At 63.3% G+C, this 23,789-nt stretch carries 22 protein-coding genes; 15 read left to right on the top strand and 7 right to left on the bottom strand.

Translation table 11 applies throughout. From position 1 onward, the window contains the following. Nucleotides 1-270 precede the first annotated feature (270 nt). The 6 genes from LDZ21_RS20380 to LDZ21_RS20405 all read left to right on the top strand — a co-directional run bounded on the left by LDZ21_RS20380 (nt 271) and on the right by LDZ21_RS20405 (nt 5,417). Nucleotides 271-1,302 (top strand): toxic anion resistance protein, encoded by a 1,032-nt coding sequence (locus LDZ21_RS20380; protein ID WP_244796504.1) that lies wholly within the window; start codon nt 271-273, stop codon nt 1,300-1,302. 24 nt (nt 1,303-1,326) lie between these two features. Further along, nucleotides 1,327-2,097, top strand: a complete 771-nt coding sequence (locus LDZ21_RS20385) for a VWA domain-containing protein (protein ID WP_244796505.1) — start codon at nt 1,327-1,329, stop codon at nt 2,095-2,097. Nucleotides 2,098-2,158: 61 nt separating this feature from the next. After that, the gene (locus LDZ21_RS20390) at nt 2,159-3,166 is read left to right on the top strand and encodes a DUF475 domain-containing protein (RefSeq protein ID WP_244796506.1); all 1,008 of its coding nucleotides are present in this window, start codon (nt 2,159-2,161) and stop codon (nt 3,164-3,166) included. A gap of 26 nt (nt 3,167-3,192) precedes the next feature. Next, entirely contained in the window at nt 3,193-3,864 is a 672-nt protein-coding gene (locus tag LDZ21_RS20395; RefSeq protein ID WP_244796507.1) for a TerD family protein, read from the top strand. 66 nt (nt 3,865-3,930) lie between these two features. Beyond that, nucleotides 3,931-4,791, top strand: a complete 861-nt coding sequence (locus LDZ21_RS20400) for a hypothetical protein (RefSeq protein ID WP_244796508.1) — start codon at nt 3,931-3,933, stop codon at nt 4,789-4,791. Continuing rightward, a complete protein-coding gene (locus LDZ21_RS20405; protein WP_244796509.1) occupies nt 4,788-5,417 on the top strand; it encodes an HAD-IB family hydrolase in 630 nt (209 codons plus the stop codon). Before LDZ21_RS20400 ends, LDZ21_RS20405 begins: the two co-directional genes overlap by 4 nt. A gap of 3 nt (nt 5,418-5,420) precedes the next feature. Here LDZ21_RS20405 and LDZ21_RS20410 read toward each other — a convergent pair whose 3' ends face one another. Together LDZ21_RS20410 and LDZ21_RS20415 are read right to left on the bottom strand one after the other, a co-directional pair. Beyond that, complete coding sequence (locus LDZ21_RS20410) at nt 5,421-6,806, bottom strand: sensor histidine kinase (RefSeq protein WP_244796510.1); 1,386 nt, start codon at nt 6,804-6,806, stop codon at nt 5,421-5,423. Continuing rightward, nucleotides 6,796-7,473 (bottom strand): response regulator, encoded by a 678-nt coding sequence (locus LDZ21_RS20415; protein ID WP_244796511.1) that lies wholly within the window; start codon nt 7,471-7,473, stop codon nt 6,796-6,798. The genes LDZ21_RS20410 and LDZ21_RS20415 overlap by 11 nt, the downstream gene beginning before the upstream one ends. Nucleotides 7,474-7,636: 163 nt before the next feature. Here LDZ21_RS20415 and LDZ21_RS20420 point away from each other — a divergent pair, with 163 nt between their 5' ends. From LDZ21_RS20420 to LDZ21_RS20430, 3 genes are read left to right on the top strand one after another with little or no spacing between them, the layout of a single operon-like run. Beyond that, nucleotides 7,637-8,659: an ABC transporter substrate-binding protein gene (locus tag LDZ21_RS20420; RefSeq protein WP_244796512.1), complete on the top strand. Its 1,023-nt coding sequence runs from the start codon at nt 7,637-7,639 to the stop codon at nt 8,657-8,659. A gap of 8 nt (nt 8,660-8,667) precedes the next feature. Further along, a complete protein-coding gene (locus LDZ21_RS20425) occupies nt 8,668-9,456 on the top strand; it encodes an ABC transporter ATP-binding protein (RefSeq protein ID WP_244796513.1) in 789 nt (262 codons plus the stop codon). A 24-nt stretch (nt 9,457-9,480) separates the two neighbouring features. Continuing rightward, on the top strand, nt 9,481-10,341 hold the full coding sequence (locus LDZ21_RS20430; protein ID WP_035960047.1) for an ABC transporter permease: 861 nt from the start codon (nt 9,481-9,483) through the stop codon (nt 10,339-10,341). 78 nt (nt 10,342-10,419) lie between these two features. On the opposite strand, the gene LDZ21_RS20435 is transcribed toward LDZ21_RS20430, so the two are convergent. Next, a complete protein-coding gene (locus LDZ21_RS20435) occupies nt 10,420-11,082 on the bottom strand; it encodes a 4'-phosphopantetheinyl transferase family protein (protein ID WP_244796514.1) in 663 nt (220 codons plus the stop codon). Nucleotides 11,083-11,382: 300 nt separating this feature from the next. Between LDZ21_RS20435 and fae the strand changes: the two genes are divergently transcribed. From fae to LDZ21_RS20455, 4 genes are all read left to right on the top strand, one after another. Then, nucleotides 11,383-11,895, top strand: a complete 513-nt coding sequence (gene fae, locus LDZ21_RS20440) for a formaldehyde-activating enzyme (RefSeq protein ID WP_244796515.1) — start codon at nt 11,383-11,385, stop codon at nt 11,893-11,895. Nucleotides 11,896-11,905: 10 nt separating this feature from the next. Further along, nucleotides 11,906-12,943 (top strand): aldo/keto reductase, encoded by a 1,038-nt coding sequence (locus LDZ21_RS20445; protein WP_244796516.1) that lies wholly within the window; start codon nt 11,906-11,908, stop codon nt 12,941-12,943. Beyond that, nucleotides 12,940-14,379: an NAD-dependent succinate-semialdehyde dehydrogenase gene (locus tag LDZ21_RS20450; RefSeq protein ID WP_244796517.1), complete on the top strand. Its 1,440-nt coding sequence runs from the start codon at nt 12,940-12,942 to the stop codon at nt 14,377-14,379. The genes LDZ21_RS20445 and LDZ21_RS20450 overlap by 4 nt, the downstream gene beginning before the upstream one ends. Before the next feature lie 82 nt (nt 14,380-14,461). Further along, on the top strand, nt 14,462-15,841 hold the full coding sequence (locus tag LDZ21_RS20455) for an MFS transporter (RefSeq protein ID WP_244796518.1): 1,380 nt from the start codon (nt 14,462-14,464) through the stop codon (nt 15,839-15,841). Nucleotides 15,842-16,208: 367 nt separating this feature from the next. Here LDZ21_RS20455 and LDZ21_RS20460 read toward each other — a convergent pair whose 3' ends face one another. Beyond that, nucleotides 16,209-16,994, bottom strand: a complete 786-nt coding sequence (locus tag LDZ21_RS20460) for an IclR family transcriptional regulator (protein WP_035960030.1) — start codon at nt 16,992-16,994, stop codon at nt 16,209-16,211. A gap of 128 nt (nt 16,995-17,122) precedes the next feature. Between LDZ21_RS20460 and LDZ21_RS20465 the strand changes: the two genes are divergently transcribed. Together LDZ21_RS20465 and LDZ21_RS20470 are read left to right on the top strand one after the other, a co-directional pair. After that, nucleotides 17,123-18,466 (top strand): MFS transporter, encoded by a 1,344-nt coding sequence (locus LDZ21_RS20465; protein WP_425306864.1) that lies wholly within the window; start codon nt 17,123-17,125, stop codon nt 18,464-18,466. Between the two features lie 4 nt (nt 18,467-18,470). Further along, complete coding sequence (locus tag LDZ21_RS20470; protein WP_244796519.1) at nt 18,471-18,917, top strand: type II 3-dehydroquinate dehydratase; 447 nt, start codon at nt 18,471-18,473, stop codon at nt 18,915-18,917. A 409-nt stretch (nt 18,918-19,326) separates the two neighbouring features. Here the strand turns inward: LDZ21_RS20470 and LDZ21_RS20475 are convergent, their stop codons facing one another. From LDZ21_RS20475 to LDZ21_RS20485, 3 genes are all read right to left on the bottom strand, one after another. After that, complete coding sequence (locus LDZ21_RS20475) at nt 19,327-21,597, bottom strand: multicopper oxidase family protein (RefSeq protein WP_244796520.1); 2,271 nt, start codon at nt 21,595-21,597, stop codon at nt 19,327-19,329. Between the two features lie 242 nt (nt 21,598-21,839). Then, the gene (locus tag LDZ21_RS20480) at nt 21,840-22,721 is read right to left on the bottom strand and encodes a LysR substrate-binding domain-containing protein (protein ID WP_244796521.1); all 882 of its coding nucleotides are present in this window, start codon (nt 22,719-22,721) and stop codon (nt 21,840-21,842) included. A gap of 3 nt (nt 22,722-22,724) precedes the next feature. Further along, nucleotides 22,725-23,636 carry a LysR substrate-binding domain-containing protein gene (locus LDZ21_RS20485; RefSeq protein WP_244796522.1) on the bottom strand — a complete coding sequence of 304 codons (912 nt, stop codon included), beginning with the start codon at nt 23,634-23,636 and terminating at the stop codon, nt 22,725-22,727. Nucleotides 23,637-23,789: the final 153 nt, after the last annotated feature.

The following is a 23,789-nucleotide window of genomic DNA, read 5'->3' on the forward strand; positions in this document are numbered from 1 at the left end:
TCGGTTATGCGAAGTGGTGAGGATATGCAAGGAGGGTGCCATGGGCTTGGGCACTCGGCCACCACGCGCTTTTCATAGTCGACGACCCGCCGGCGTGACACTTTGTGCAAGGCGTCGTCGCCAATCAAATGAGCATTTCTGACTCAAAGTGTCTCCGCTATTGCGATTCGCTTTCTTCCATCGTCCAATGCCGCCTTACATCCGCGCAATTCGGAGGCGTTTTGCGCGCAGATCGATCAGCACGACTCAGAAAAGAACGAGACAAGAACGATGAAGCCCATATTCGGCGATAGTCGCGAGGCCGGTGAGGTCACCCCGCGCACGGACGCCGCTGCGGTCGCCAAACTCCTGACCGAGGACGAAATTCACGGCCTCGGCGCAAAAGCCGGCGAGCGCGTGGCCGGCCTGTCGCAGCGCATCCTGTCCGAAGTGCGCGCATCCGACGCCGAGCAGTTCGGCGCGAAGCTAAACGAACTCATCGTGACCGCGAAGGGCCTCGATCCGGCATCGCTGCAAAAGCGCGGCATCGTCGGGCGCATCACGGCCATGTTCGGTTCCACGAAGGAGCGTCTGCTAGCGCAATTCGATTCGGTCGAGAAGCGCATCGGCACGCTCGTCATCGAACTCGAGAGCAACGCGAACCGGCAAAAACGCGATATCGCGGAACTCGACCAGATGTACGCCGACAACTACGACACGTTTCGTCAGTTTGAAGACGCGCGCGCGCTCGGTCAGACATCGCTCGAAGCGTATCGCGCGGTGCTGGCCGAGCCGCACGAAGCCGCCGATGCCTTCGCCGCGCAACGCACGATGGACATGCGCCGCAGCGCCAATGCGCTGGAACAGAAAATCGACGATCTTTCCCGCGCCATGCTGATGTCCGAGCAACTTGCCCCGCAGATTCGTCTCGAACAAGAGCACAAGCGCACGCTCATTTCGAAGTTCGCGACCGCGAAGACCGTGCTGATTCCCGCGTGGACGAACGCGTTCTCGCTCTACATCAAGCAGTTGAGCACGAAGAAGGCGGCCGATCTGGTGAACGCGACGTTCGATGCCGCCGACGCCGCACTGCGCGCGCAAGCCGACCAGTTGCACGCGAACGCCGGCGCGGTCGCCGCGCTGGGCCAACGGCCCGTCATCGCCACCGAAACGTTCCAGTACACGCAGCAAAAGCTCTTCGATGCGCTCGACGAAATCGCAAAAATCGTCGAGGACGGACAGCGCCGGCGTCGCGCGGACGAGCCGCGTCTGCGTCAACTGGAACGCGACTTCGTCGCGCGCTTCAACGAAGCACAAAACTAAAAACGTTCCATCCTTAAGGCAAGCATGAGCACCATCAATCTGCACAAGCCCGCGCTGGCAAGCCGTGGCGAGACCGTCTCCATCGTCCTGTCGAAACGCAAGCTGCCGCGTCCGCCCGTCGTGCGCGTCGCGGCGGCGCTCGACATTTCCGGCTCGACCCAGGCACTTTACGACTCCGGCGTCATCCAGGAAACGCACGACCGGATGCTCGGCATCGCGATGAAGCTCGACGACAACGGCGAGATCGACACCTGGACTTTCACCGAAGGCTTCAACCGCCTGCCGACCGCGACGCCCGACAACTACGGCAGCTACATTTCGGAGCATGTGCTCAAGAACAACGAGATCCGCAAGTGGGGCGGCACGATGTACGCGCCCGTCATGGCCGATATCGTCAACTTCTTCTTCGCGCCGCCTGAATCTCCGCAAGCGAAGCAGAAGGACAAGCGCGGCTTCTTCGCGCGGCTCTTCAGCGCGCCCGGCGAGGCGCCCGCGCCGCTGCCCGCCGAACCGGCGAACACGATGCCCGCGTGGGTGCTTTTCGTGACCGACGGGCAAAACCCCCCGCGTGATCGCATGGATGTCGAAAAGCTGCTGCGCGACGCGCAGAAGTTCCCGATCTACTGGTCACTCGTCGGCGTGGGCGATCCGCGCGAATTCACGTTCCTTCGCGACGTCGCCAATGAATTCGCGAACGCGGGCTTCGTGCATCTGGAATCGCTCGATATCTCCGATCAGCAAATCTACGAGCAGCTCATCACCGAGGAATTCTGCGACTGGGTTCGCGGCAAGTAACGACAACGCGCGATCGGGCAAGCCTCAACGCGCCTTCATTTGATTCGACTCAGGCTCCACCATGAAACTCTTCAAGATTCCGCTTGCGCTGACCTTCATCGCGCTCGTGGCCGCGCTCGTGCTCGGCGGCGTCAAGGACATGATCCTCGTCGCGGTGCTGTGCATTCTCGAGATATCGCTCTCGCTCGATAACGCCGTAGCCAATGCGGCCGTGCTTCGCAACTGGTCGCAGAAGTGGCGCGACCGCTTCATGGTCTATGGCCTGCCGATCGCCGTGTTCGGCATGCGCCTCGTGTTTCCGCTGCTGATCGTGTGCATCGCGGGACATATCGGCTTTATCGAAGCGGGCAAGCTCGCGCTCGAAGCGCCGCAGCAATACGCGGCGATTCTGACGTCCGCGCATCACGAAGTATCCGCATTCGGCGGGGCGTTCCTGCTAATGGTCTTCTTCAAGTTCATGCTCGATACCGACAAGGACGAGCACTGGATCGGCATCATCGAACGGCCCTTGACGCGCCTTGGACGCCTCACCGCGATCGAAACCGCGCTCACGCTCGCGGTCATCGCGCTCGTGTCGTTGCAGTTGCCCGAAGCGGAGCGCGCGTCGTTCCTGTTCGCGGGCGGCGGCGGCGTGATTGGCTTCATCGTCGCGCATGGCGTCGGCGATCTCGTGGGCGGCGATGAAACCGGCGACCGCGTCGTGCGTGAAGGCGTCGCGGGCTTCTTCTATCTCGAACTGCTCGATTCGTCGTTCAGTTTCGACGGCGTCATCGGCGCATTTGCGCTGACCAACAACGTGTTCCTTATTGCACTCGGGCTCGGCGTCGGCGCGGCTTATATCCGCCAGATGACGCTGATCCTGCTGCAGAAAGGCACGCTCGCGCAGTACCGGTTCCTTGAACACGGCGCGTTCTGGGCAATCGGCGCGCTCGCGGTCATCATGCTCGGCGTCACGGTGGACGTGCCCGAAGTCGTCACCGGGCTGATCGGCGCGTTCACCATCTGCGTGGCGGTGGTGAGCTCGATCATCGTGCAGAAGCGCGAACAGGCAGCGGCATCGGCGCAATAACAATTCTTCGATAAGTCATCCACATCATGTCAAAGATCAATCTGTCCAAAGGCGGACGCATCAATCTGTCGAAAGAAGCACCCAACGCGACCAGGTTCAAGATCGGTCTCGGCTGGGACGCCAACGCGACGGACACCGGCAACGACTTCGATCTCGATGTCTCCGTGTTTCTCTGCAACTACGACGCGCAGAACAACCCGAAGCTGATTTCGCAGAAGCACTTCATCTTCTACAACACGGAGATCCGCACGCTCGACCGCGAGACGACGTTCTTTCAGCCCGGCGACGACTGGCCGCGCAAGGGCATGTCGGCGTCGGAGTGTCTCGGCGTCATTCATAGCGGCGACAACCAGACCGGCAGCGGCGACGGCGACGACGAAGTGCTCTTCATCGACACGAAGAAACTCGAGGCGGCCGTCGAGGAAATTTCGGTGGTCGTGACCATCGACCGCGCAGGGGAGCGCAAGCAGAACTTCGGGCAGGTGCGCAACAGCTACATCGAAATTTCGGAGGAGGAATCGGGCAAGGTGATCGCGCGCTATGCGCTGGAAGAGGACTTCTCGATGGAAACCGCCGTGCAGGTCGGCAGCTTCTATCGCCGCGACGGGCAGTTCATGTTCAAGGCCGTCGGCATGGGCTACAACCGCGGACTCGCGGACTTCGTGACGGCGTACGGCGGCCACGTCGATCGCGCCTGACCGATCCAGCCAACGGGGCATCGCGTGACGGATGCCCCCCAATGTTTCCGCTAACGAGAAGCCAGCGTGTCCCGCGATGATCTCCAGCCCCGGCCCCTCGATTTCGGCGATGCGAGTCCTGAACCCGGCGTCCTGCGCTTCGCCGATGTAAAAGCCGCCGAGCCGGCGCCAGCAGTCGCGCCGCTATTCGGCGAACGCAGCGCCCGCAAGACTGCGCCGCGAGGCGAACCGGGACGCGCGCTCTTCGGCGAGAGCGGTCATCCGCTGCTCGACCGTTGCTTTGAACTGGCGATGCAGCGGTTTCCCGAGTTGTATCCGAAGCATCAGCTGCGCATCGAACGCGCGATCCGGCAGTTGACGCCGCCGAGCGTCGACGCCGCGACATCCATCGCGGATGCGCCGCTCAGGGCTTGCGGCGAATCCGTCGAAACGCTCACGCGCATGACGCGCGACTTCGCGGACCTCGACGCGGCCGGTATCATGGCTGCCTTGCTCGACCGTGCCACGCACGGGCCGACGTTGGTGAACCGCATCGCCGGCCGATACCTCGGCGTCGACACGGCCGAGCCCGATTACCGCGCCGCCCTGACGACGCTGAAGGTGTCGCTGCAATCGTTCTCCGCGCGCATCGACGCGATACAGAAGACCGTGATGCAGGCGCGCGAGGGGCTGGGCATTGGTCTTGCGGCCTTGTGCGCCGTTGCCGGTATCGACGGCAATCCGGACGATGCGACTGCGTCGAATGCGCTGCACGATCGCCGCGCAATCGTCCAGCAGGCGTTTCAGCAAGTGGAACTGCTCTCGCTCCAGGCGCGCGGCTTCGAAGCGGAGATCGTCAATCTGCTGTCTCGCACCGATCAACTGATGAACGTGACCCTGCCCGCCGCGTTGGCGGCACGTCAGGCCACGAAGCACACTTCCCGATGACACGACGCGCAAGAACCATCGCCGCATTCGATTTCGACGGCACCATCACCACCGGCGACAGCCTGAAGGCATTCGTGCTGCACACGGCGGGCGTCGCGCGATTCTTGACGGCGGGCGTGCTCGCCGGGCCGCAGTTGCTTGGCATGGCTATCGGCGCATGCGACCGTGGCGTCGCAAAAGCCGCTTTTCTTCGTCATGCCTTGCGCGGCGTATCGCGCACCGAACTGGCCGATGCCGCGCGTTCGTTCTGCGCATCGCGCCTTATCGCGATGATCCGTCCGGAGATGATCGAGCGCATCGACGCGCATCGGGCGCTCGGACACGAAGTCGTGCTCGTCAGTGCATCGCCGTCGTTGTATTTGCAGATTTGGGCGTCGGAGAAGGCGGGGATCGGTACAGTTCTTTGCACGCAGCTCGAACTCGGCGACCACGGCTTCACGGGCCGTTTCATCGGCGGCAATTGCTGGGGTCCCGAGAAAGTGGCGCGCCTTAGGGGCTGGTGGCGCGACGACCCTCCTGCGAAGCTCTTCGCTTACGGCGATAGCCGGGGCGACAAGGAAATGGCCGAACTGGCCGATGTCGCATGGATTCGTGGAACCGGCCCGCTTCCGCCTCTCGCCGCCTGATCCTCACGCCGCCGCAAACCGCACCGCCACCACCACGCCCCTCCCCGAAGGCTCGCTTGCCGAAATCGCGATCTCCCCGCGATGCGCCTGCACGATCTCACGCGCAATCGCGAGCCCGAGCCCCGTGCCCTCGGTATCCGCCGATGCGCGATAAAACGGCTCGAACACGCGGCCGCGCGCTTCCGCCGGTATGCCCGGCCCGTCGTCGGTGACGGCGAGCGTCACGCGCTCGCCCTCGCGCGCCACCGCGACGGTCACGTGCCCGCCCGATTGCGTGTAGCGCACGGCGTTTTCCGTCACGTTGAACACGAGCGCCGCAAGCAATCCCTCGTGACCGATGATCCACGCGGCATCGCCCAGTTCCGCGCCGAGATCGATGCCGCGCTTCTCCGCAACCAGGGCGAGATCCTCGACCACCTCTTTCGCGATGCCCGACAAATCCGCCTTCTGCGTCGCCAGTTGCGTGTAGTCCGCCGCTTCGGCTTGCGCAAGCAGCAGCAGCTTGTTGGTCAGGCCGACCATCGAGCGCGTGCTGCGCTGCATCGCCGCCAGCGCTTCGCTCAGCGACGGCTCGAGCGCACGATGCTGCCGCGCATATTGCACCTGCGTCTCCAGCACGGTCAGCGGCGTGCGCAACTGATGCGCCGCGTCCGCGATGAAGCGCCGCTGCGCCGCCACCTGCACGCCGAGCCGCGCGATGCACTGGTTGATCGCATCGACGATAGGGCGCAACTCCGCATGCAGGCGCTCGACGCGCAGCGGTTCGAGCTGCATCGGATCGCGGTCCATCACCTCTTCCTTGATCTTCAGGAGCGGACGCAGTTCGAAGGTCAGGCCGATGCACGCCAGCGCCACCGCGAGCAAGACGATCTCGATCTGCCGCACGAGCTGCCCGCGCCAAAGCTGGCGCACCATCGCATCACGCGATGCCTGCGTCTTGCCGACCGACACGAGCACGTGGCGTATCGATCCGTTGTCGTACATGCGGCGCACGTAGCCGATCACGCGGATCGACGCGCCGTGCAAGGCCGCATCGTAGTAAATGGGGGTATCGTGCGTCGCGGCTTCGGCGGCGGCACGGTTCGACGGGAAGTCCGGCAGCCCCGCAAGCAGGCGGCCATCGTCGACGCTCACGTTGTAGTAGACCTGATCGCCATGAGGCGACGCGAACACTTCGAGCGCGGCTGGCGGTATGTCGACGCGCAACATGCCGTCCGACCACTCGACTTCGCCCGCGATCATCCGCGCCGACGCGAGCAGCGTGTTCTCCTGCAAGAGGTCGGCCGTGTGGCGCGCGTTGTCGTATGCGGCCTTGCCCGTCACGAACACATACAACGCGAGCGGCACGAGCAGCCACCACAAAAGGCGAACGCGCAGGCTATTGGTCATCGTCCTTCTTTCGAAGCAGATAGCCGAGGCCGCGCAAGGTCACGATCGCGGCGGAACTGCCATCGAGTTTCTTGCGCAGCCGCGACACGTAGATTTCGAGCGCGTCCTCGCTGGGCTGATCCTCGTGCGTGAAGATCGCGTCCAGCAGCGACGCCTTCGACACCGTCTTGCCGAGCCGCAGCACCAGCGCTTCGAGCACGCTGCGCTCACGCGGCGTCACGTTGAGGGGCGCGCCCTTGAGCGCGAACTGGCGGGTGTCGATATCGAAGACCAGATCGCCGCACGACACTTCGTTCGCCGTCGCGGCGCTGCGCCGGCGGATCATCACCTTCACGCGTGCGATCAGTTCGCGGACCTCGAACGGCTTGACAAGGTAATCGTCCGCGCCCGCGCCGAGCAGTTCCACTTTTTCGTCGATGGAACCGCTCGCCGTCAGGATCATCACCGGAGTCGCGTCGCCGCGCTGCCGCATGCGGCGCAGGACGTTCTTGCCCGACAGCCGTGGCAGATTGAGATCGAGCAGGACGACATCGTAGTGATTCGCGCGCAGCAGTTGATCGGCCGCTTCGCCGTCTTGCACCGCGTCGAGCGCGAATGCCTCCTGTTCCAGCATCTTGGCGAGCCAGAGCGAAAGCGTCGGATTGTCTTCGATCAGGAGCAGCTTCATGCCGCGCGATTGTAGGGCGTCTCGCGAATGCGCGATGCATCGGGTTAACACCCATGTTCCGGCATCGGCTCAGAAAGCTGGCAGAAGGTTTGGCATTCCTATAATCGCCGCACACATTCGAAAAGCGGGCCGCGCACGACGGCCCATCTCAAGGAGACTCCTGATGCGTACTCTGCGCCAGATCGCTGCTTTATCCGGTGTTGCTTTCGCGCTCGCCGCCGCTTCCGTATCCGCCCACGCGGAAAAGTTATCGATCATGGTCGGCGGCGCGACCAAGATCATCTATCTGCCCGCGAAGCTGACCGAGCAGCTCGGCTACTTCAAGGACGAAGGGCTCGACGTCGAAATCCTCTCGCAGCCCGCGGGCGTCGATGCCGAGAACGAATTGCTCGCCGGCGCGGTGCAAGGTGTGGTCGGCTTCTACGATCACACCATCGACTTGCAGAGCAAGGGCAAGGAAGTGCAGGCGCTCGTCGTGTTCGGTCAGGTGCCGGGGGAAGTGGAAGTGGTGTCGACCAAGGCATCATCGACGATCAAGAGCATGGCCGATGTCAAAGGCAAGACGCTCGGCGTGACGGGCCTCGGTTCATCGACGAGCTTTCTCACGCAGTACCTCGCGCAGCGCGCGGGTGTAACGTCGAAGGAATACACGCTGCTGCCGGTCGGCGCGGACAACAGCTTCATCGCGGCGATCAAGCAGGAGCGCATCGACGCGGGCATGACCACGGAGCCGACGGTGTCGCAACTGCTCAAGACAGGCGACGGGAAGGTGCTGGTCGACATGCGGACCATCGAAGGCACGCGCGCCGCGCTCGGCGGCACTTACCCCGCGTCGAGCTTCTACGTGCAGCGCGCGTGGGCCGAATCGCACAAGGCGGAGGCCGCTAAATTGTCGCGCGCCTTCGTGAAGACGCTGAACTTCATCGCGACGCACAGCGCCGAGCAGATCGCCGAGAAGATGCCGAAGGATTACTACGCGAAGAACAAGGAACTCTACGTAGGCGCGCTGAAGGCCTCGCTGCCGATGTTCACGAAGGACGGCAAGATGCCCGCCGATGGCCCCGATACCGTGCTGAAAGTGCTGTCGGCGTTCAATCCTTCGGTGAAGGGCAAACATATCGATCTGGCGCGCACGTATTCCAACGAGTACGTGGCGGGCGCGGCGATGGCGTCGGCATCGAAGTGAGGCCGGCGATGAATACGACACGGCAACCCGCGATCGAACTTCGCAACGTCTCTTGCCGCTTCATCTCGCCCGATGGCCGCGCGACGGTCGCGCTGCGCGACTTCAGCATGTCGGTGGCGAAGGGCGAGTTCGTCGCGATCGTCGGCCCGACGGGATGCGGCAAGTCCACGACGCTCGGCATGATCACGGGCCTGCTCAAGCCGACCACCGGCGAAGTGCGCGTGATGGGCGCGCCGGTCGATGGCATCGATCCGCGCATCGGCTTCGTGTTTCAGGCGGACGCCGTATTTCCGTGGCGCTCGGTGCTCGACAACGTCGCCGCCGGGCCGCTGTACCGGGGCCGTTCGAAGTCCGCCGCCTACGACGAAGCCAACGAATGGCTGCGCCGCGTCGGCCTCGACAAATTCGGCAAGCACTATCCGCATCAGTTGTCGGGCGGCATGAGAAAGCGCGTGGCGCTCGCGCAGACGTTCATCAACAAGCCCGAAATCCTGCTGATGGACGAGCCGTTCTCCGCGCTCGACATGCAGACGCGCACGCTGATGCAGGACGAACTGCTGGAGCTCTGGTCGGCGAACGCGGGATCGGTCGTGTTCGTCACGCACGATCTCGAAGAAGCCATTGCGCTTGCTGACCGCGTCTTCGTGCTGACCGCGCGGCCCGCGACGCTCAAGAAGGTCTACGAGATCGACTTGCCGCGTCCGCGCATTACGTCGGAGATTCGGTATCACCCGCGCTTCATCGAAATCTCACGCGATATCTGGCACGACTTGCGCGAAGAAGTGCAAATCGGCTGAACCTGTCCGAAAGGAACATCGAACATGTCAACACCTCAACAGACGATGCCCGCAGGCATCGACGCCGGCGCGCTCGCGCAAGTCGAACGCGAGGCGCAACGGCGCATCCGGCAACGTCATGCGCTCGTGATCGGGCTGCGCATCGCGGTGCTGGTCATCGTGCTCGGCGGCTGGGAACTGTCCGCTCGCCTGCACTGGATCGACCCGTTCTTCTTCTCGATGCCTTCCGCGATCTATGAGCAGATCGTCGAATGGTTCGTCGAGGGCACGTCGCAAGGGCCGTTGCTGACGCAAGTCTGGGTCACGCTCGAAGAGACCGGGCTAGGCTTCATCATCGGCTCGGTGGCGGGCGTGTTTTGCGGCATCGTGCTCGGGCGCAACAAGCTGCTGTCGGATGTGTTCAGCATCTACATCAAGATTGCGAATTCGATTCCGCGCGTGGTGCTCGGCTCAGTGTTCGTCATCGCGCTCGGGCTCGGCATGGCGTCGAAGGTGGCGCTCGCGGTCGTGATGGTGTTCTTCGTCGTGTTCGCCAATGCATTCCAGGGCGTGCGGGAAGCTGACCGCTACATGATCGCGAATGCGCAGATTCTCGGCGCGTCGCGGCGGCAAGTGACGACTTCGGTAGTCATTCCGTCGGCGCTGTCGTGGATTCTCGCCAGCCTGCACGTGAGCTTCGGCTTCGCGCTCGTCGGCGCGGTGGTCGGCGAATTCCTCGGATCGAAGCAGGGCATCGGGCTGCTGATTTCCACGGCGCAAGGCGCGTTCAACGCAAGCGGGGTGTTCGCGGCGATGATCGTGCTGGCCGTCGTCGCGCTGGCGGCGGACTATCTGCTGACGGCGGTGGAGCAAAGATTGTTGAAGTGGCGGCCTGCTGCGGCCTGATTCGCGGGCCAACTCTGTCCTGATTGAAACGCAAAACCCCATGCGCGGCGCATGGGGTTTTTGCTTTGACTCGGCGGATCAGACGTCCGTATTCGCTTTGATCTGCTTTTCCCAGCCGAACGCGTGGACTTCCGACACCGGCCGATCCACCGCGACGACGCCGCGTAGCTCGCCGGGCATCGGCAGCACCAGACCATGCCACGTCGACGATGCAGCGCCCTCCCCGCGCCCCGCTCTTTGCCTGGCGATATGCGCCGCTTCGACGAGCGCGATCTGCGCGCCCTGAGCGCCCGGCGCGTCGACACTGAGGCCGATTCCCACATGGGCCGACGCCACCGCCATCACGATCCAGATCCCCGAGTACGACACATCGACGCCCACGCTGCGCTCCCCCGCCGCGTCCTTCACGACGATGCGCTCATCGGGCGCATCTTCCACGCGCACTTCCTGAGGGCGGCAGCCGAACATCTGCGATACGACGAGCCGCAGTGTCGCCCGCGCGACGCCGAAGCGGCGGCCAATCGCCGAGTTTGGATAGAGCCGCGCCCGCTTGCGCTCCGCGACGCTCAGCCAGCTTCCGATATTCGATGCCGACGCGAAGCGAAACTCGCTCGTGATGAGCCACAGGCCGACTTCGCCCTCGGCGGGCGGCCGGTCGACGGTGCGCGACTTGGCGAGATCGTGGAAATGCCAGGCCACGTTGTCCGCGAGTTCCAGCGGCAGGGAGACCGAGCCGTGCATCACGCATTCAGTCCCAGTGACACGGCAATTTCATGCGGCATGGCGGCGCTCCTTTCGGTTTTTCTTTAGACGATGTGCGCCTCGAGCGGGCAGCTATCGATTCTCGGCAATGAATTCTTAAGAAATGCTTAGGCGCATCGGAGATCTCCTAATCAGACCGGGGAGAAGCCCTTACGGGTCGCACCGGAGTTGATCGCATCTCACACCCGCGCTGACAAATCGTCGGTTCCTTGGCTGTCGAACGCCGCCGCAGAATGGCCGCATCCACCTATCAGGCGGAATCGACAGAGGAATGAGTTCATGCAGAAGAATCTTTTTATCGGTGAAGGCTTCGAAGGGCCGGGCGTCAATCTCGCCCATATCAACGTACTGGTCGGACCGCGCAGCGGTCCCGCCGGTCAGGCCTTCGCCACCGCGCTCGCGACACCCTCGGCGGGACATGCGCCGTTCGTCGTCATCGCGCAACCGGGCGTGCCGGCCAAGCCGCTCACGCTCTATGTGAACAAGGCGCAGATCGAAGGCGACTTCCACGGCAACGCCACGTGGGGCGCATCGCAGGCGGGCATCGCGAAGGCGGTGGCCGAATCGCTCGAAAACGGCACGCTGCCGCCCGAAGCGGAGAACGACTGGGTCGTCGTGACGGCGAACTGGGTCAATCCGAAGACCGACGATCTCGACGCCGTGTTCGCGAACAACTATCGCGCGTGCAAGAACGCGATCGTCGCGGCGATGGAAGGTCTGCCGCGCAAGGAAGCCGTGTTCGCCGCCGCACGCGAGGTGTCGAACCCGTTCTACACGCCCAGGAAAAAGTAAGGAGACCGACATGGAATACGTGCGCCTCGGCCAGTCCGGCCTCAAGGTTTCGCGCCTGTGTCTCGGCACGATGAACATGGGCACGCCGCAATGGAAGCCGTGGATTTTCGATGAAGCGCAGAGCGAGCCGATCGTCAGGCACGCGCTCGATGCGGGCGTCAACTTCATCGACCTCGCCGATTTCTATTCGACGGGTGCCGGCGAAGAAGTCGTCGGCCGCATTCTCAAGCGGCTCGTGCGCCGCGAGGATATCGTCGTGACGACGAAAGTCGGTTATGACATGGCGAGCACGCCCAACGCCGGCGGCCATTCGCGCAAGCACATCATGGACGGCATCGACGCGTCGCTGAAGCGTCTCGACATGGATTACGTCGATATCTACATGCTGCATTTCTTCGATGTGAACACGCCCGTCGAAGAAACGATGCACGCGCTCGACGATATCGTGCGCGCGGGCAAGGCGCGGTATATCGGCGTCTCGACGATGACCACCTGGCAGTTCGCGAAGATCATGCAGGCTTGCGAGCGCCACGGCTGGCACAAGCCCATCAACATGCAATTGCAGCTGAACGCCGCTTACCGCGAGGAAGAGCGGGAGATGATTCCATATTGCATCGATCAGGGCGTGGGCGTGTCGGTGTTCAGTCCGCTCGCCCGCGGCCTGCTCACCTGCGATGCGAAGTCCACGCGCAACCAGACCGACTTCTTCACGGCGCAAATGTATGCCGATCCGGCGTCGCTCGCGATTGCCGCATCGGTCGCGCGTGTCGCGGCGCGGCGTGGCCTGCCGCCCGCGCAGATCGCACAGGCGTGGGTGCTTTCCCGCCCCGGCATTTCGAGCATGCTGGTCGGCGCGGATACCGCCGCGCAATTCGACAGCGCGCTCGCCGCGCTCGACACCAAGCTCGACGCCGACGAGCTTCACGAACTCGACCGCAACTACACGCCCTGCGATCTCATCAACGACTACACGGCGGGCAAGCGCATCGCGCGCGAGCCGCGTGCGGCGCAAGGCGTGTTCGCGGACAAGCTGGAGCGTGCGGCATGATCGATCTGTTGCGAACGGGTCATTACATCGACGGCCAATGGCGCGCGAGCGCCGAGACCTACGCCGTCTGCAATCCGGCGACGGGCGAAGTGATCGCGAACGTCGCTCGCGGCGGCGAGAAGGAAACGCAGCTTGCCATCGACGCCGCAAGGAAAGCCCTCCCCGCCTGGCGCGCGTTGACCGCGAAGGAACGCGGTGCGCGCGTGAAGCGCTGGGGCGAACTGATGGTCGCGCATCGTGAGGCGCTCGGCACGGTGCTCACCCGCGAGCAGGGCAAGCCGCTTCTCGAAGCGTTCGGCGAAGTCGCCTACGCCGCGAGCTTCTTCGAGTGGTTCGCGGAGGAAGCGAAGCGCGCGTATGGCGACGTGATCCCGAGCCCGAAGTCCAACTCGAAGATCATCGTGACGCGGGAACCGGTCGGGGTCGTCGCGGCCATCACGCCGTGGAATTTTCCGCTCGCGATGATCACGCGCAAAGCCGGTCCCGCGCTCGCGGCGGGCTGCACGATGGTGCTGAAGCCATCGGAAGAGACGCCGCTTTCCGCCTTCGCGCTCGCGGTGCTGGCTGAGGAAGCGGGCATCCCGCCGGGCGTGTTCAACATCGTTTCCGGCGACGCCCCGGCCATCGGCGCGACGCTCACGCAATCGGACGACGTGCGCAAGCTCTCGTTCACCGGCTCGACGCGCGTCGGCAAGCTGCTTGCCAGGCAGTCGGCCGATACGCTCAAGAAGCTCTCGCTCGAACTGGGCGGCAACGCGCCATTCATCGTCTTCGATGACGCGGATATCGATGCGGCGGTGGAAGGCGCGATCGCATCGAAGTTTCGCAACACCGGGCAGACGTGCGTGTGCGTCAATCGCTTCTACGTGCAGGACGGCGTCTACGACGCGTTCACGCAGGCGCTCACACGGGCCGTGCAGAAGCTGCGCGTTGGAAACGGGCTGCTGGGCGCGTTCGAGCAGGGACCGCTCATCAACGAGGCCGCGTTGAAGAAGGTGCGCGCGCATGTAGACGATGCGCTGCACAAAGGCGCGAAGGTGCTGACGGGCGGCAAGCCGCATGCGCTCGGCGGCACGTTCTACGAGCCGACCGTGCTGGCCGACGCCACGCCTTCCATGCTGATCGCCGATGAAGAGACCTTCGGGCCGGTCGCGGCGTGCTTCCGCTTCGATACCGAAGAGGACGTGATCCGCGTCGCCAACGACACGCCCTACGGCCTGGCCGCGTACTTTTACACGCGCGATCTGGGCCGCGCCTGGCGCGTCGCGGATGCGCTGGAAACCGGCATGGTCGGCATCAACGAAGGAATCATCTCGACGGAAGTTGCGCCCTTCGGCGGCGTGAAGCATTCGGGATTGGGCCGCGAAGGATCGAAGTACGGACTCAATGAATACACCGAGCTCAAGTACATGATGATGGCGGGCCTCGGCCGCTGAACACGCTCGCGGTCCACGCGCGGGGCATCGGTCGCCTTGTTGCGCGATGCGCCGCTTCGAGAACAAAGTGGAGGAGATACCTATGGATACCCAAAGCCTGAGCGACCCGAGGGCGTTCGCGCCGCACGGGGCTGCGCCAGCCAGCACGCCGACGCAGCGCGTGATGCTCGACGACGTTCCGCTCAACCGTTTCCACGTGAAGATCGCGGGCCTGACCTTCGGCGCGCACTTCACCGAAGGCTACGCGCTCGGCACCATCAGCTATGCGCTCGCGTCGCTGAACCGCCAGATTCCGCTCGATGCCTTCTGGATCGGCCTGCTCGGTTCATCGGCGCTGATCGGCATCTTTCTCGGCAGCCTTGTGTTCGGCTGGCTGTCGGACAAGCTCGGGCGGCAGAAGATTTTCTTGCTCAGCTTCGTCATCATCACGGCGGCGGCTTTCGCCCAGTTCTATGCGACGACGCCCGCGATGCTGGTCGCGCTGCGCGTGCTGATCGGTTTCGGCATGGGCGGCGACTTCGCCGTGGGCCACGCGATTCTCGCGGAGTTCTCGCCGCGCAGGCATCGCGGCACGCTGCTCGGATCGTTCAGCGTCATCTGGACGATCGGCTATGTGATCGCGAACGTCGTCGGCATGCATTACGCGGACGCATCGCCGGATGCGTGGCGATGGCTGCTCGCGTCGGCGGGCGTTCCCGCGCTGCTCGTGCTGGTGCTGCGCATCGGCACGCCGGAGTCGCCGCGCTGGCTGCTCGGACAGGGACGTGTCGAGGAAGCGCGTCGCATCGTGCGCAAGCACTTCGGTGAAAACGTCGCGCTCGAAGCGGACAACGGCGAGCACTTCGCGCCTGCGGGCGGCTTCGCGCGCCTGTTCAAGCCGGACCTGATCCGCCGCACGATTTTCAATCGCGCGTTCTTCGTGTGTCTCGTGATTCCGTACTTCGCGATTTATACGTTCTTGCCGAGCATTCTGTCTGCGATCCATCTCGACGGAGGCTCGCGCGCCGACTTGCTGCTCAACGGCTTTCTCGTGCTGGGCGCGGTAATCGGCATCTGGCTGACGATCAGGCTTTCGCGCCGTGGATTCCTGATTGGATCGTTCGCGATCACGTGCGTTTCGCTGCTCGCGCTGGCTGTGCTGCCGTCATCGGCGAATATGGCGATGATCGTCGCGTTCGGCGTCTTCACGCTCACGATGTCGGCGTTCTGCAATCTCGTCGGCGTGTTTCCGCCCGAGTGCTTTCCGACCGAGGCGCGTGCGTGCGGCGTCGGACTGGCGATTGCGTCAAGCCGCCTAGGATCGGCGATTGGGACGTTTCTGCTGCCGATCGGCATCGCGCAGGCGGGCATTCAGGTGACGATGCTCGCGTTGGCGGGGGTGCTTTTGGTGGGAATGGTGGTGTCCATTGCCTGGGCGCCGGAGACGAAGGGGCTTACGTTGAGGGAGGCTAGCGGGGGGTGATTCAGGGCGCGGCGTTGGCGGGCGGGGCGGGCTTTTCGTTGTTCATGCTGCTGGCGGGGATGGTGGCTGGGCATGCGGCAATCGTTGTACCGGGCTTGGCTTATCGGTTTGCGCTGGCGTGGACCAACGCTCATCGCCCTGGAGTTGGCGCAATCAGCGAATTACATCGGGCTTTCTGATTGCGCGGCTCCAACACCTGCTGCACCGCTGCGTCCAAACGCCAATCCGCGTCTTCAGCTATCTCATCGCCTACCGAAGAAATGAACGCGTCCCAACCGATGTCCAGCAGAGGCCCCTCCCGATCCATTGCCGTCGCTCATGTGGTCCAGCGTTCGAACACCGCTAACGGCTCATCCGCACAGTCCACTCATCCCTTACCAAGCGGCGGCTGGCTCGGGAATCCCGCCAGATTGCTCAACTGCGCCAGTTCATTGGCCGCCTCGCGCAGCAGCACCGAATACTCGTGAATTTTCTCGGCCGTCAGCCGCTTGCGCGGACCCGCCAGACTGATGACACCGACGCAACGCGATCCGCTGATCACCGGAGTCGCCACTGCCGACATGCGCGGCGCAAAGACTTCGTCGATCATCGCATAGCCACGCACGCGCGCTGCGTGCAGGAAGCCGAGCAAGGCCTTCAGCGTCGTTGGCGCATTGGGGCCGAACTCGTTCGGCTGTCCGAAGCCCTGCTTAAGTACCAGCGCAGCCGCCTGCTCATCGGTCATCGTCATGAGCCACGCATGTCCCGTCGACGTGCAGGAAAGCCGCGCCGCCTGCCCCATATCGGGATCGTAGCGAAACCCGGTGCGGTGTCCGTCCGCCTTTCCCACCCAGATGATCGCTTCGCCATCCACCAGCGACAGCCGCGCGAGTTCGCCCGTCCGCGCCGCGACGCGTTCGATGATCGGCTGGGCGATATCCGCGATGCCCGTCAGGCTCAGAAATTCGAGGCCATTCGACGTCATGCGCATGGTAAGGATGTAGCGGCTGTGATCGGTCAATTGCCTCACATAGCCGCTCTCGACGAGTTCGGTCAGCACGCGATGACACGAGCTGCGTGGCATGGCCAGCGCATCCGCGATCTCGACAAGCCCTGCGCCCTCACCTTGCGACGCGAGGAAATCGAGCATTCTCAGGCCGTTTTTCAGCGACATCGTTGGTCGATTTTCGTGATATGAAATGCAGTTCCGGTGCGGAACGCCCAGCTTTCAGAGCGCAAACAATAGCATCTGTTCGCCGCAAGAAGCGAACGGTACATACACCGAAAATCCAGGAGACACCCATGTCAGTTACCGCTGACCCGAACTTGGCCGCGGGCGAACGCTCCGCGCAGGCTCACTTGATGGCGCGTCGCGCGGTGGCGGGCGCTACCGTCGGCACGGCGCTCGAGTGGTTCGACTTCGCGCTGTACGGCGTCGTCGCCGCCACGATCTTTCCGAAGCTGTTCTTCCCCTCGCTCGATCCGACCGCCTCGCTGCTCGCGTCGCTCGCGAGCTTCTGGGCGGGACTCGCTGCACGTCCGCTCGGCGCCGTGATCTGCGGGATGCTCGGCGACCGCTGGGGACGGCGCAATCTCATGCTCCTCACGGTTTCGGTGATGGGCGCTTCATCGTTCCTGATGGGCCTGCTGCCCACGTATCAGCAAGTCGGCATTCTTGCGCCGATCCTGCTCGTCTCGCTGCGCATCGTTCAGGGTTTCGCGCTGGGCGGCGAATCGACGGGCGCGCAACTGATGGCGGTCGAACACGCATCCCCGGCAAAACGCGGGCTGTACTCGGGCTTGCTCGGCATCTGCTCGCCGCTCAGCCAGATCCTCGCCAACTTCGCACTCTTCGCGCTGTCCAGTCTGTTATCCGCAGACGACTTCGAATCGTTCGGATGGAGAATCCCGTTCCTCGCGAGCTTCGTGCTCGTGCTGCTCGGCATCTACATCCGCATGAAAGTCAGCGAGACGCCCGCCTTCGAGGCGCTCAAGAAGAAAGGCGAAGGCGCGCGCGCCGCCAATCCGCTCGGCGTCGTCTTCAAGTTTCACTGGCGCACCGCGCTGCGCCTGACGCTGTTCTTCTGCGGCCCGGCTGCCTTGTTCTATCTGATCGTGGTCTTCTCGCTCAGCTATCTGACGAAGAACCTCGGCGTGCCGAAACAGACCGGCTTCATGTTGCTGATGGTCGCCAATGTCTGCGCCATCGTGGGCGCGCTGGCGGGCGGCTATCTGAGCGACCGGATCGGGCGGAAACGCGCGTTGCTGATCGGCTCGTTCTGCACGCTCGTCTGCTGCCTGATCTACTTTCCCATCCTCAACCAGCACTCGGTCGCCATGACGATGGCCGTGATGGGCGCGTTCCTCGGCTTCACGCAGTTTCAAAGCGGCATTCAACCCGTGTGGTTCGCGGAGTCCTTTCCGACCGAAGCGCGCTATACGGGGTCCGCGCTGTCGTACTCGGGCGCGAACCTGCTCACCGGCGGGCCGATGCCGATCGTCGCGGTGGCGCTGCTCAATGCCTTTCACGGTTCGCCGTGGGCGATCGTCGCTGTCTGCGGCTCGCTGAACCTGCTGTCCTTCCTCATAATTGCAACGTCGCGGGAAACGAAAGACACCGCCCTCGAACGCAGCGCTACCCACTGAAACCATGACTCGCAGACTCTACATTCTCAACGGCTCCAATCTGAACATGCTGGGCGTGCGTGAGCCGAACATCTACGGCCATACGACGCTCAAGGACATCGAACAGAACTGTCTCGCGCTGGCCGAAGATCTGAAGTTCGACTGCGTGTTCCGTCAGACCAACAGCGAGAGCCAGTTGATCGACTGGATTCAGGAAGCGTTTTTGCAGGACGCCGCGCTGATCATCAATCCGGCGGGCTTTTCGTTCGGGCGGATTCCGGTGCTGGATGCGGTCAAGCTGATTCGTCGGCCGGTGGTGGAAGTGCATATCTCGAACATCCATCGGCGTTCGGAGGAATACCGTCATTCGACGATCTCGGTCGCGGCTACTGCCGTGATATGTGGGGCTGGCGCGAACGGCTACTTGTTGGGAATCCGCGCGGTTGACGATCTTTGGGGCGATCAGAGTTAAGCGTCTTTCTCTGTCTGTGAGGCACGCGGGCTTCGCGAGGAGTCCGCATTTGGCATCTTGCGTGAGAGGCGTGCCGGACGAACGCCCGCAACGGAGCGGATGGCAACTTCTTTCGCCGAAAGTGGACGTGGACGATGCCAACGTGCCTCTTCGGCATCGGGGCTGCCGCGTTAGACGGCCAAACGTGTCCGCATCAAACCAGAACAAGCAATCGCACCGAATGGCAGTGCGTTTCGCTCGAGCCGAACATCGCCAGAGTCCGGCGAACGTGGTGTTAGACATCACCAGAGCGGGCCGAACTCATTCTTCGCGCCGTTCGCTCGGCCAAAACAAACTCACGCGCCCCGCCCTATCGCCGATCACAACCCCTCACCATCAAGGCAAGGGGTCGGCATCCACCCCTACTCCCTCACCGTTTCGCATAATCCTTCGACGTGCACAGCGAAGCGGCAAGCGCCACCTTCGTCTCATCGCGGCCGGCGAGCTTCGCAAACCAGCGGCCCGCATCCTTCGTCATCGCGGTGATCGGCGCGGTGACGCCGCGCAGATACGCCGTCGCCGGAGAAACGATGCGTACGTTCTCCATCATCCCGCGATCCTCGTGATCGAGAATATGGCAGTGCATCACGAAGTCGCCGGTGAAGTCCTGATACACCGTCCGCATTTGAAGCGTATAGCCGGCCTTGAGGAACAGCGTGTCGCGCGTGACGCCCTGCAGGTTGCAATACTGCGTGTCCGCGCCTTCGTCGGCGATGCAACCGCCATTGCCGTTGAAGATCGACTTGCCCGCTCCGTTCTTGATGTCCATGATCCTGAACGGATTCGTATGGATGTGGAACACGTGCGTGGCGAGTGCCGAAGCCGAAACATTCCACTGATCGATGTTGCCCAGCACGCCCGTATAGCCGATCTCGTCCGGCTTGTACGCCTTGCCGCTGATCAGGAAAAGCACCGGCGCAGGAAAGGGCTGCGGCACGATCTGAAACTGCTTCTCGACGACGTTCGCCACGGTCCCATCGACGGGAGTCGTCGGTGCGAACGCGCGCAGCGACAGCGATTGCAGATCGGACTTCGCCGGTTGCGCGAGCGTCGGGTTCGCCGCGACGAGTTGATCGCGAATGTACTGCCAGTACTTCGAGTGATTGCCGACCGTCGTATTCGGCATGTTGACGCCGGGGCCCACGCGCGCCAGCGACAGCAGCCGGCGGTCTTTCACTTTCGTCGAGTTGGTGCGGAAGTTGATGGTCGCGGACGCATCGGCGGCTTCATCGAGGATGCAGTACAGCCCCGGCCTCGGGAACGCCACGAGCACGTCGCTGCGATATCCCGGGTTCATCGAGTTCACATCCTTCTCGATCATCGAGGACATCGTGATGCCGTCTTCCGCAAACTCGAGTTGCTTGACCACTTCACCGCTGCACAGTGAATCGAGCGTCGTGGTTTGCGACGGCTTCGTGTGCGCCCTCGCGAGCGCGGACGCCGCCGCGTTCGTCGCGGTGCTGACCTGCGCCGCCGACAGCGATCCCGAATCCGCGAGGCCAAGCGCCGAGAGATTCGCGCGCACGATCTTCACGTTGATGGTGTCGCGGTTGCCGCCGTGAACCATGCGAAGACGGCGGACATCGCCAGCCGGCACATAGCCGATCGCGCTCGGAAACACCGGCTGCACGACGCCGTTGATCTGCGTATAGCGGCCCGAGATGATCCACGTCGAATTGAGTTGCCCCGTGTGACCCGGCCTCGGATCGGGAATGAAACCAAGCTGGTTGTTGTAGCCGCGAATCTCTCCGACGCTGCCTTGCGGGCAGACCCATTCCGCCGTCGTCGGGTCGGCAAGCGGCACGTCCGACGTCGCGTTGCTGAAGCAGCCGTATTCTATCTGCTGAAACAGCATCACGTGCTCGCGCAACGGCAGCGACAAGAAGAGCACGCGGCGACGCAGAATGGTATCAATATCCGCGCCGCCGTTGGTCATGCCCGCCTTCGCCTGCCGCGAGCCGCGCACGATCAGCACGCCCGCCATGCCGCTCGCGACATCGATCGCAGTCGATCCATGCAGATGCGCGTGATACCAGAACGTGCCAGACGGATGATCGGCGGGGAGCTTGAAGCTGTAATCCTGCGACTTCCCCGGCAGCACGGTCAGCAGCACGTTGTCCGCGGTGCCCGATGGCGATACGTGAAAGCCATGCGTGTGCAGGTTCGTGTTGTTGTAGCAATGCGGCGTCGAATGATCGGGATTGTCGGGGCAATTCGACGGCGGATCGTTCGCGCCGAGCGTGTTCCTGAGCGACACCTTGAGCGTTGCGCCCGGCTTGATGCTGATCGTCGGGCCGGACGGGCATCCGTTGTACGAACGCATCGAGACGGTATCGAAGGAATCGGTCGACGGATTGTAGAGGTGATAGTTCGCCTTCTGAACCTTCAACGTTACCGATCCTGAATTGCCTGATGGATTCAATCCTTGCAGACATTGCAGGCGCTGAAGAATCGACGACAGGCTGCCGGGTGTGGAGACGGCGGAATTATCGGTGGATGCGTCCGTATCGTCGCTGAGATCGCTGAAGGAACGCGCGGTCAGCGACGTGGTGCTTTGTGCAACGCCGGGCGTCGGAACTAACACCAATGTCAACAACATGGCCAGTCCGGCTCTGACGACCATGCCTATGTGCGCTTTCATCTTCTCTCCTTGCAGGATGGCTGGCGTTAGCCCGCTGCAAGAGGACATTAGGAGATTGGAAACCGTCACGTATCCCTAATCGATTTGGCTTTGTGCGGTGTCGCACATGATCGGTGGCGGGCGTTTTCAGAAGGCTTGCATCGAGCAATTTCTTCCGGTTTGAAGCGCGGTTTATACCGGGCGTCCGGGCTGCGCTGGTTCGCATCCCGAAGCGTAAAGATTACGCGTAGCACTGCCATGCGTCACTGCTGCACTGCTTTCGCGCCTTCGCCTCGCAGCCATTCGGTGAACGCCTGCACCTCGTCGGATGCCGCGTCAATCCATGCGATATCGAGCCAGTATCCATACGGCCCGTTCGATTCCACCGCCGACAGTTGCACGAGCGAACCATCGTGCAATTCGTCCGCGATCATGTTGCGGTCCACGACGGCCAGGCCGGTTCCCGCGCGCGCCGCGTGGATGGCCTGATCGAGCGTCGAAAATTCGATGCCGTTGTCCGCGCACGCGCGAGGCAGGCTCGCCGCGTCGAGCCAGTTCGGCCACAGCGTGAGGCGTGCATCGTTGTGCAGGACATGCAGCGCGGGCAGGCGTGCCAGCAACGCTTCGACGGGCTGTCCCGCGAACTTCATCGCGCCGACGAGCACATGCCGTTCGATGAAAAGCAATTCGGAACGATGATCGGCACGCGCCTCATGCCCGAAACGGATGCAGCAGTGCCGTTCATCGGTCGAGTCCGTTCGCACCGAAAGCACGATGTTGGGCACGGCGTCCATCAGCGAGCCGAGACGGGGCGAGAGCCAGCGCGTGGCGAAGGTAGGCGGTGCGCAAATGGTGAGGCGCTTGCGCTCGCTGCGTTGCGCGCTAGACAGTGCGCGCGTGACGCGCTCGATCGAATTGAACGCTTCCGATACGCACTCGAGCAGCTCGACGCCTTGCGCGGTCAGACGAATGCCCTTGTGATCGCGGTCGAACAGCTTCGCGCCGAGCGCATCTTCGAGCAGCCTGATCTGACGGCTGACCGCGCCGGGTGTCACGCATAACGCCGCCGCCGACTGATTGAAGCTCATGTGGCGCGCGCTTTCCTCGAAGAACCGCAGCGCCGTCAGCGATGGCAGGCGGCGCACGGCTTACCCCCGCTGACGCTTGCGCGCCTGAGCCTTGATCTCGCCTTGCAGCCAGTCGCGAAACAGCGCGACTTGCGGCGCGTCCTGCTGACCGGTGCGCGTAACGAACCAGTACGACTGGTGTCCGTCCACTTCGACATCGAGCAAAGGCACGAGCGCGCGGCGCTGCAACTCCGGCCCGATCATGTGCCGGTCCGCGATGGTCACGCCAAGGCCATCGATTGCGGCGCGGATTGCGTGATCGAGCAGATCGAACTCATAGCCGCCGTTGAGATCGACATCGTCGATTTGCGCGGCCTTGAGCCAGTGCTGCCAGGTGAGATAGCGCTGGTCGCTGCTGGCGAGCACGTGCAACAGCGTGAAGGCGTTGAGATCGATGTCGCCGCTCGACTGCGGGCGCTCGCCGAACAGCCTGGGCGAACAGACGGCGATATGCCGCTCGTGCATCAGCAACTGAATGTCGAGGCCGTCCCACTCGCCGTTGCCGAAGCGGATCGCGCAATCGAGCGCGCCCGATTCGACGAGGTTGTCGCGCAGGCTCGTCGTCAGTGTGATCTGCAGTTCAGGCGCGGCTTCACGCAGCGATTGCAGGCGCGGCATGAGCCAGCGGCTGGTGAAGGTCGGCGGCGCATTGATGCGCAGCCGCCTGAGATGGCTCTTCTCCTGAATGCTGCGCGCGGTCAGCTCGATACCGTCGAAGGACATCTTGAGCGCCTGCAAGAGCAGCCGCCCGGTAGGGGTCAGTTCGAGATGATGATGCCGGCGCAACAGCAACGTTTCGCCGAGTTGCGTTTCCAGTTGGCGAACCTGCCGGCTCACCGCGCTTTGCGTCACGTGCAGCACGGCGGCCGCACGCGTGAAACTCCCGGTATGGCCGGCGACTTCGAACGCCCTGAGCGCATTCAGGGCGGGCATTTTTCGCTTCAATCGTGTCTCCTGTCGGCCGAAGCGGGCGCCTCGCAGCGCCGCTCCGGTCAATCTGCTGTGCGAGCGGTTTAACACGCTCGTCGCGGCTCTTGCGGCCGTATCGCGCAGCATTTTACGGATCGAGGCAAATTATGCCGGTCG

It is taken from the genome of Caballeronia grimmiae, from assembly GCF_022879615.1.
Classification (GTDB): domain Bacteria; phylum Pseudomonadota; class Gammaproteobacteria; order Burkholderiales; family Burkholderiaceae; genus Caballeronia; species Caballeronia grimmiae.

What these genes read in the sequence shown, in the direction of transcription:
- LDZ21_RS20380 (WP_244796504.1), top strand. Translation starts at nt 271, where the DNA reads ATGAAGCCCATATTCGGCGATAGTCGCGAGGCCGGTGAGGTCACCCCG.
- LDZ21_RS20385 (WP_244796505.1), top strand. Translation starts at nt 1,327, where the DNA reads ATGAGCACCATCAATCTGCACAAGCCCGCGCTGGCAAGCCGTGGCGAG.
- LDZ21_RS20390 (WP_244796506.1), top strand. Translation starts at nt 2,159, where the DNA reads ATGAAACTCTTCAAGATTCCGCTTGCGCTGACCTTCATCGCGCTCGTG.
- LDZ21_RS20395 (WP_244796507.1), top strand. Translation starts at nt 3,193, where the DNA reads ATGTCAAAGATCAATCTGTCCAAAGGCGGACGCATCAATCTGTCGAAA.
- LDZ21_RS20405 (WP_244796509.1), top strand. Translation starts at nt 4,788, where the DNA reads ATGACACGACGCGCAAGAACCATCGCCGCATTCGATTTCGACGGCACC.
- LDZ21_RS20410 (WP_244796510.1), bottom strand. Translation starts at nt 6,806, where the DNA reads ATGACCAATAGCCTGCGCGTTCGCCTTTTGTGGTGGCTGCTCGTGCCG.
- LDZ21_RS20415 (WP_244796511.1), bottom strand. Translation starts at nt 7,473, where the DNA reads ATGAAGCTGCTCCTGATCGAAGACAATCCGACGCTTTCGCTCTGGCTC.
- LDZ21_RS20420 (WP_244796512.1), top strand. Translation starts at nt 7,637, where the DNA reads ATGCGTACTCTGCGCCAGATCGCTGCTTTATCCGGTGTTGCTTTCGCG.
- LDZ21_RS20425 (WP_244796513.1), top strand. Translation starts at nt 8,668, where the DNA reads ATGAATACGACACGGCAACCCGCGATCGAACTTCGCAACGTCTCTTGC.
- LDZ21_RS20430 (WP_035960047.1), top strand. Translation starts at nt 9,481, where the DNA reads ATGTCAACACCTCAACAGACGATGCCCGCAGGCATCGACGCCGGCGCG.
- LDZ21_RS20435 (WP_244796514.1), bottom strand. Translation starts at nt 11,082, where the DNA reads ATGCACGGCTCGGTCTCCCTGCCGCTGGAACTCGCGGACAACGTGGCC.
- fae (WP_244796515.1), top strand. Translation starts at nt 11,383, where the DNA reads ATGCAGAAGAATCTTTTTATCGGTGAAGGCTTCGAAGGGCCGGGCGTC.
- LDZ21_RS20445 (WP_244796516.1), top strand. Translation starts at nt 11,906, where the DNA reads ATGGAATACGTGCGCCTCGGCCAGTCCGGCCTCAAGGTTTCGCGCCTG.
- LDZ21_RS20450 (WP_244796517.1), top strand. Translation starts at nt 12,940, where the DNA reads ATGATCGATCTGTTGCGAACGGGTCATTACATCGACGGCCAATGGCGC.
- LDZ21_RS20455 (WP_244796518.1), top strand. Translation starts at nt 14,462, where the DNA reads ATGGATACCCAAAGCCTGAGCGACCCGAGGGCGTTCGCGCCGCACGGG.
- LDZ21_RS20460 (WP_035960030.1), bottom strand. Translation starts at nt 16,994, where the DNA reads ATGTCGCTGAAAAACGGCCTGAGAATGCTCGATTTCCTCGCGTCGCAA.
- LDZ21_RS20465 (WP_425306864.1), top strand. Translation starts at nt 17,123, where the DNA reads ATGTCAGTTACCGCTGACCCGAACTTGGCCGCGGGCGAACGCTCCGCG.
- LDZ21_RS20470 (WP_244796519.1), top strand. Translation starts at nt 18,471, where the DNA reads ATGACTCGCAGACTCTACATTCTCAACGGCTCCAATCTGAACATGCTG.
- LDZ21_RS20475 (WP_244796520.1), bottom strand. Translation starts at nt 21,597, where the DNA reads ATGAAAGCGCACATAGGCATGGTCGTCAGAGCCGGACTGGCCATGTTG.
- LDZ21_RS20485 (WP_244796522.1), bottom strand. Translation starts at nt 23,636, where the DNA reads ATGCCCGCCCTGAATGCGCTCAGGGCGTTCGAAGTCGCCGGCCATACC.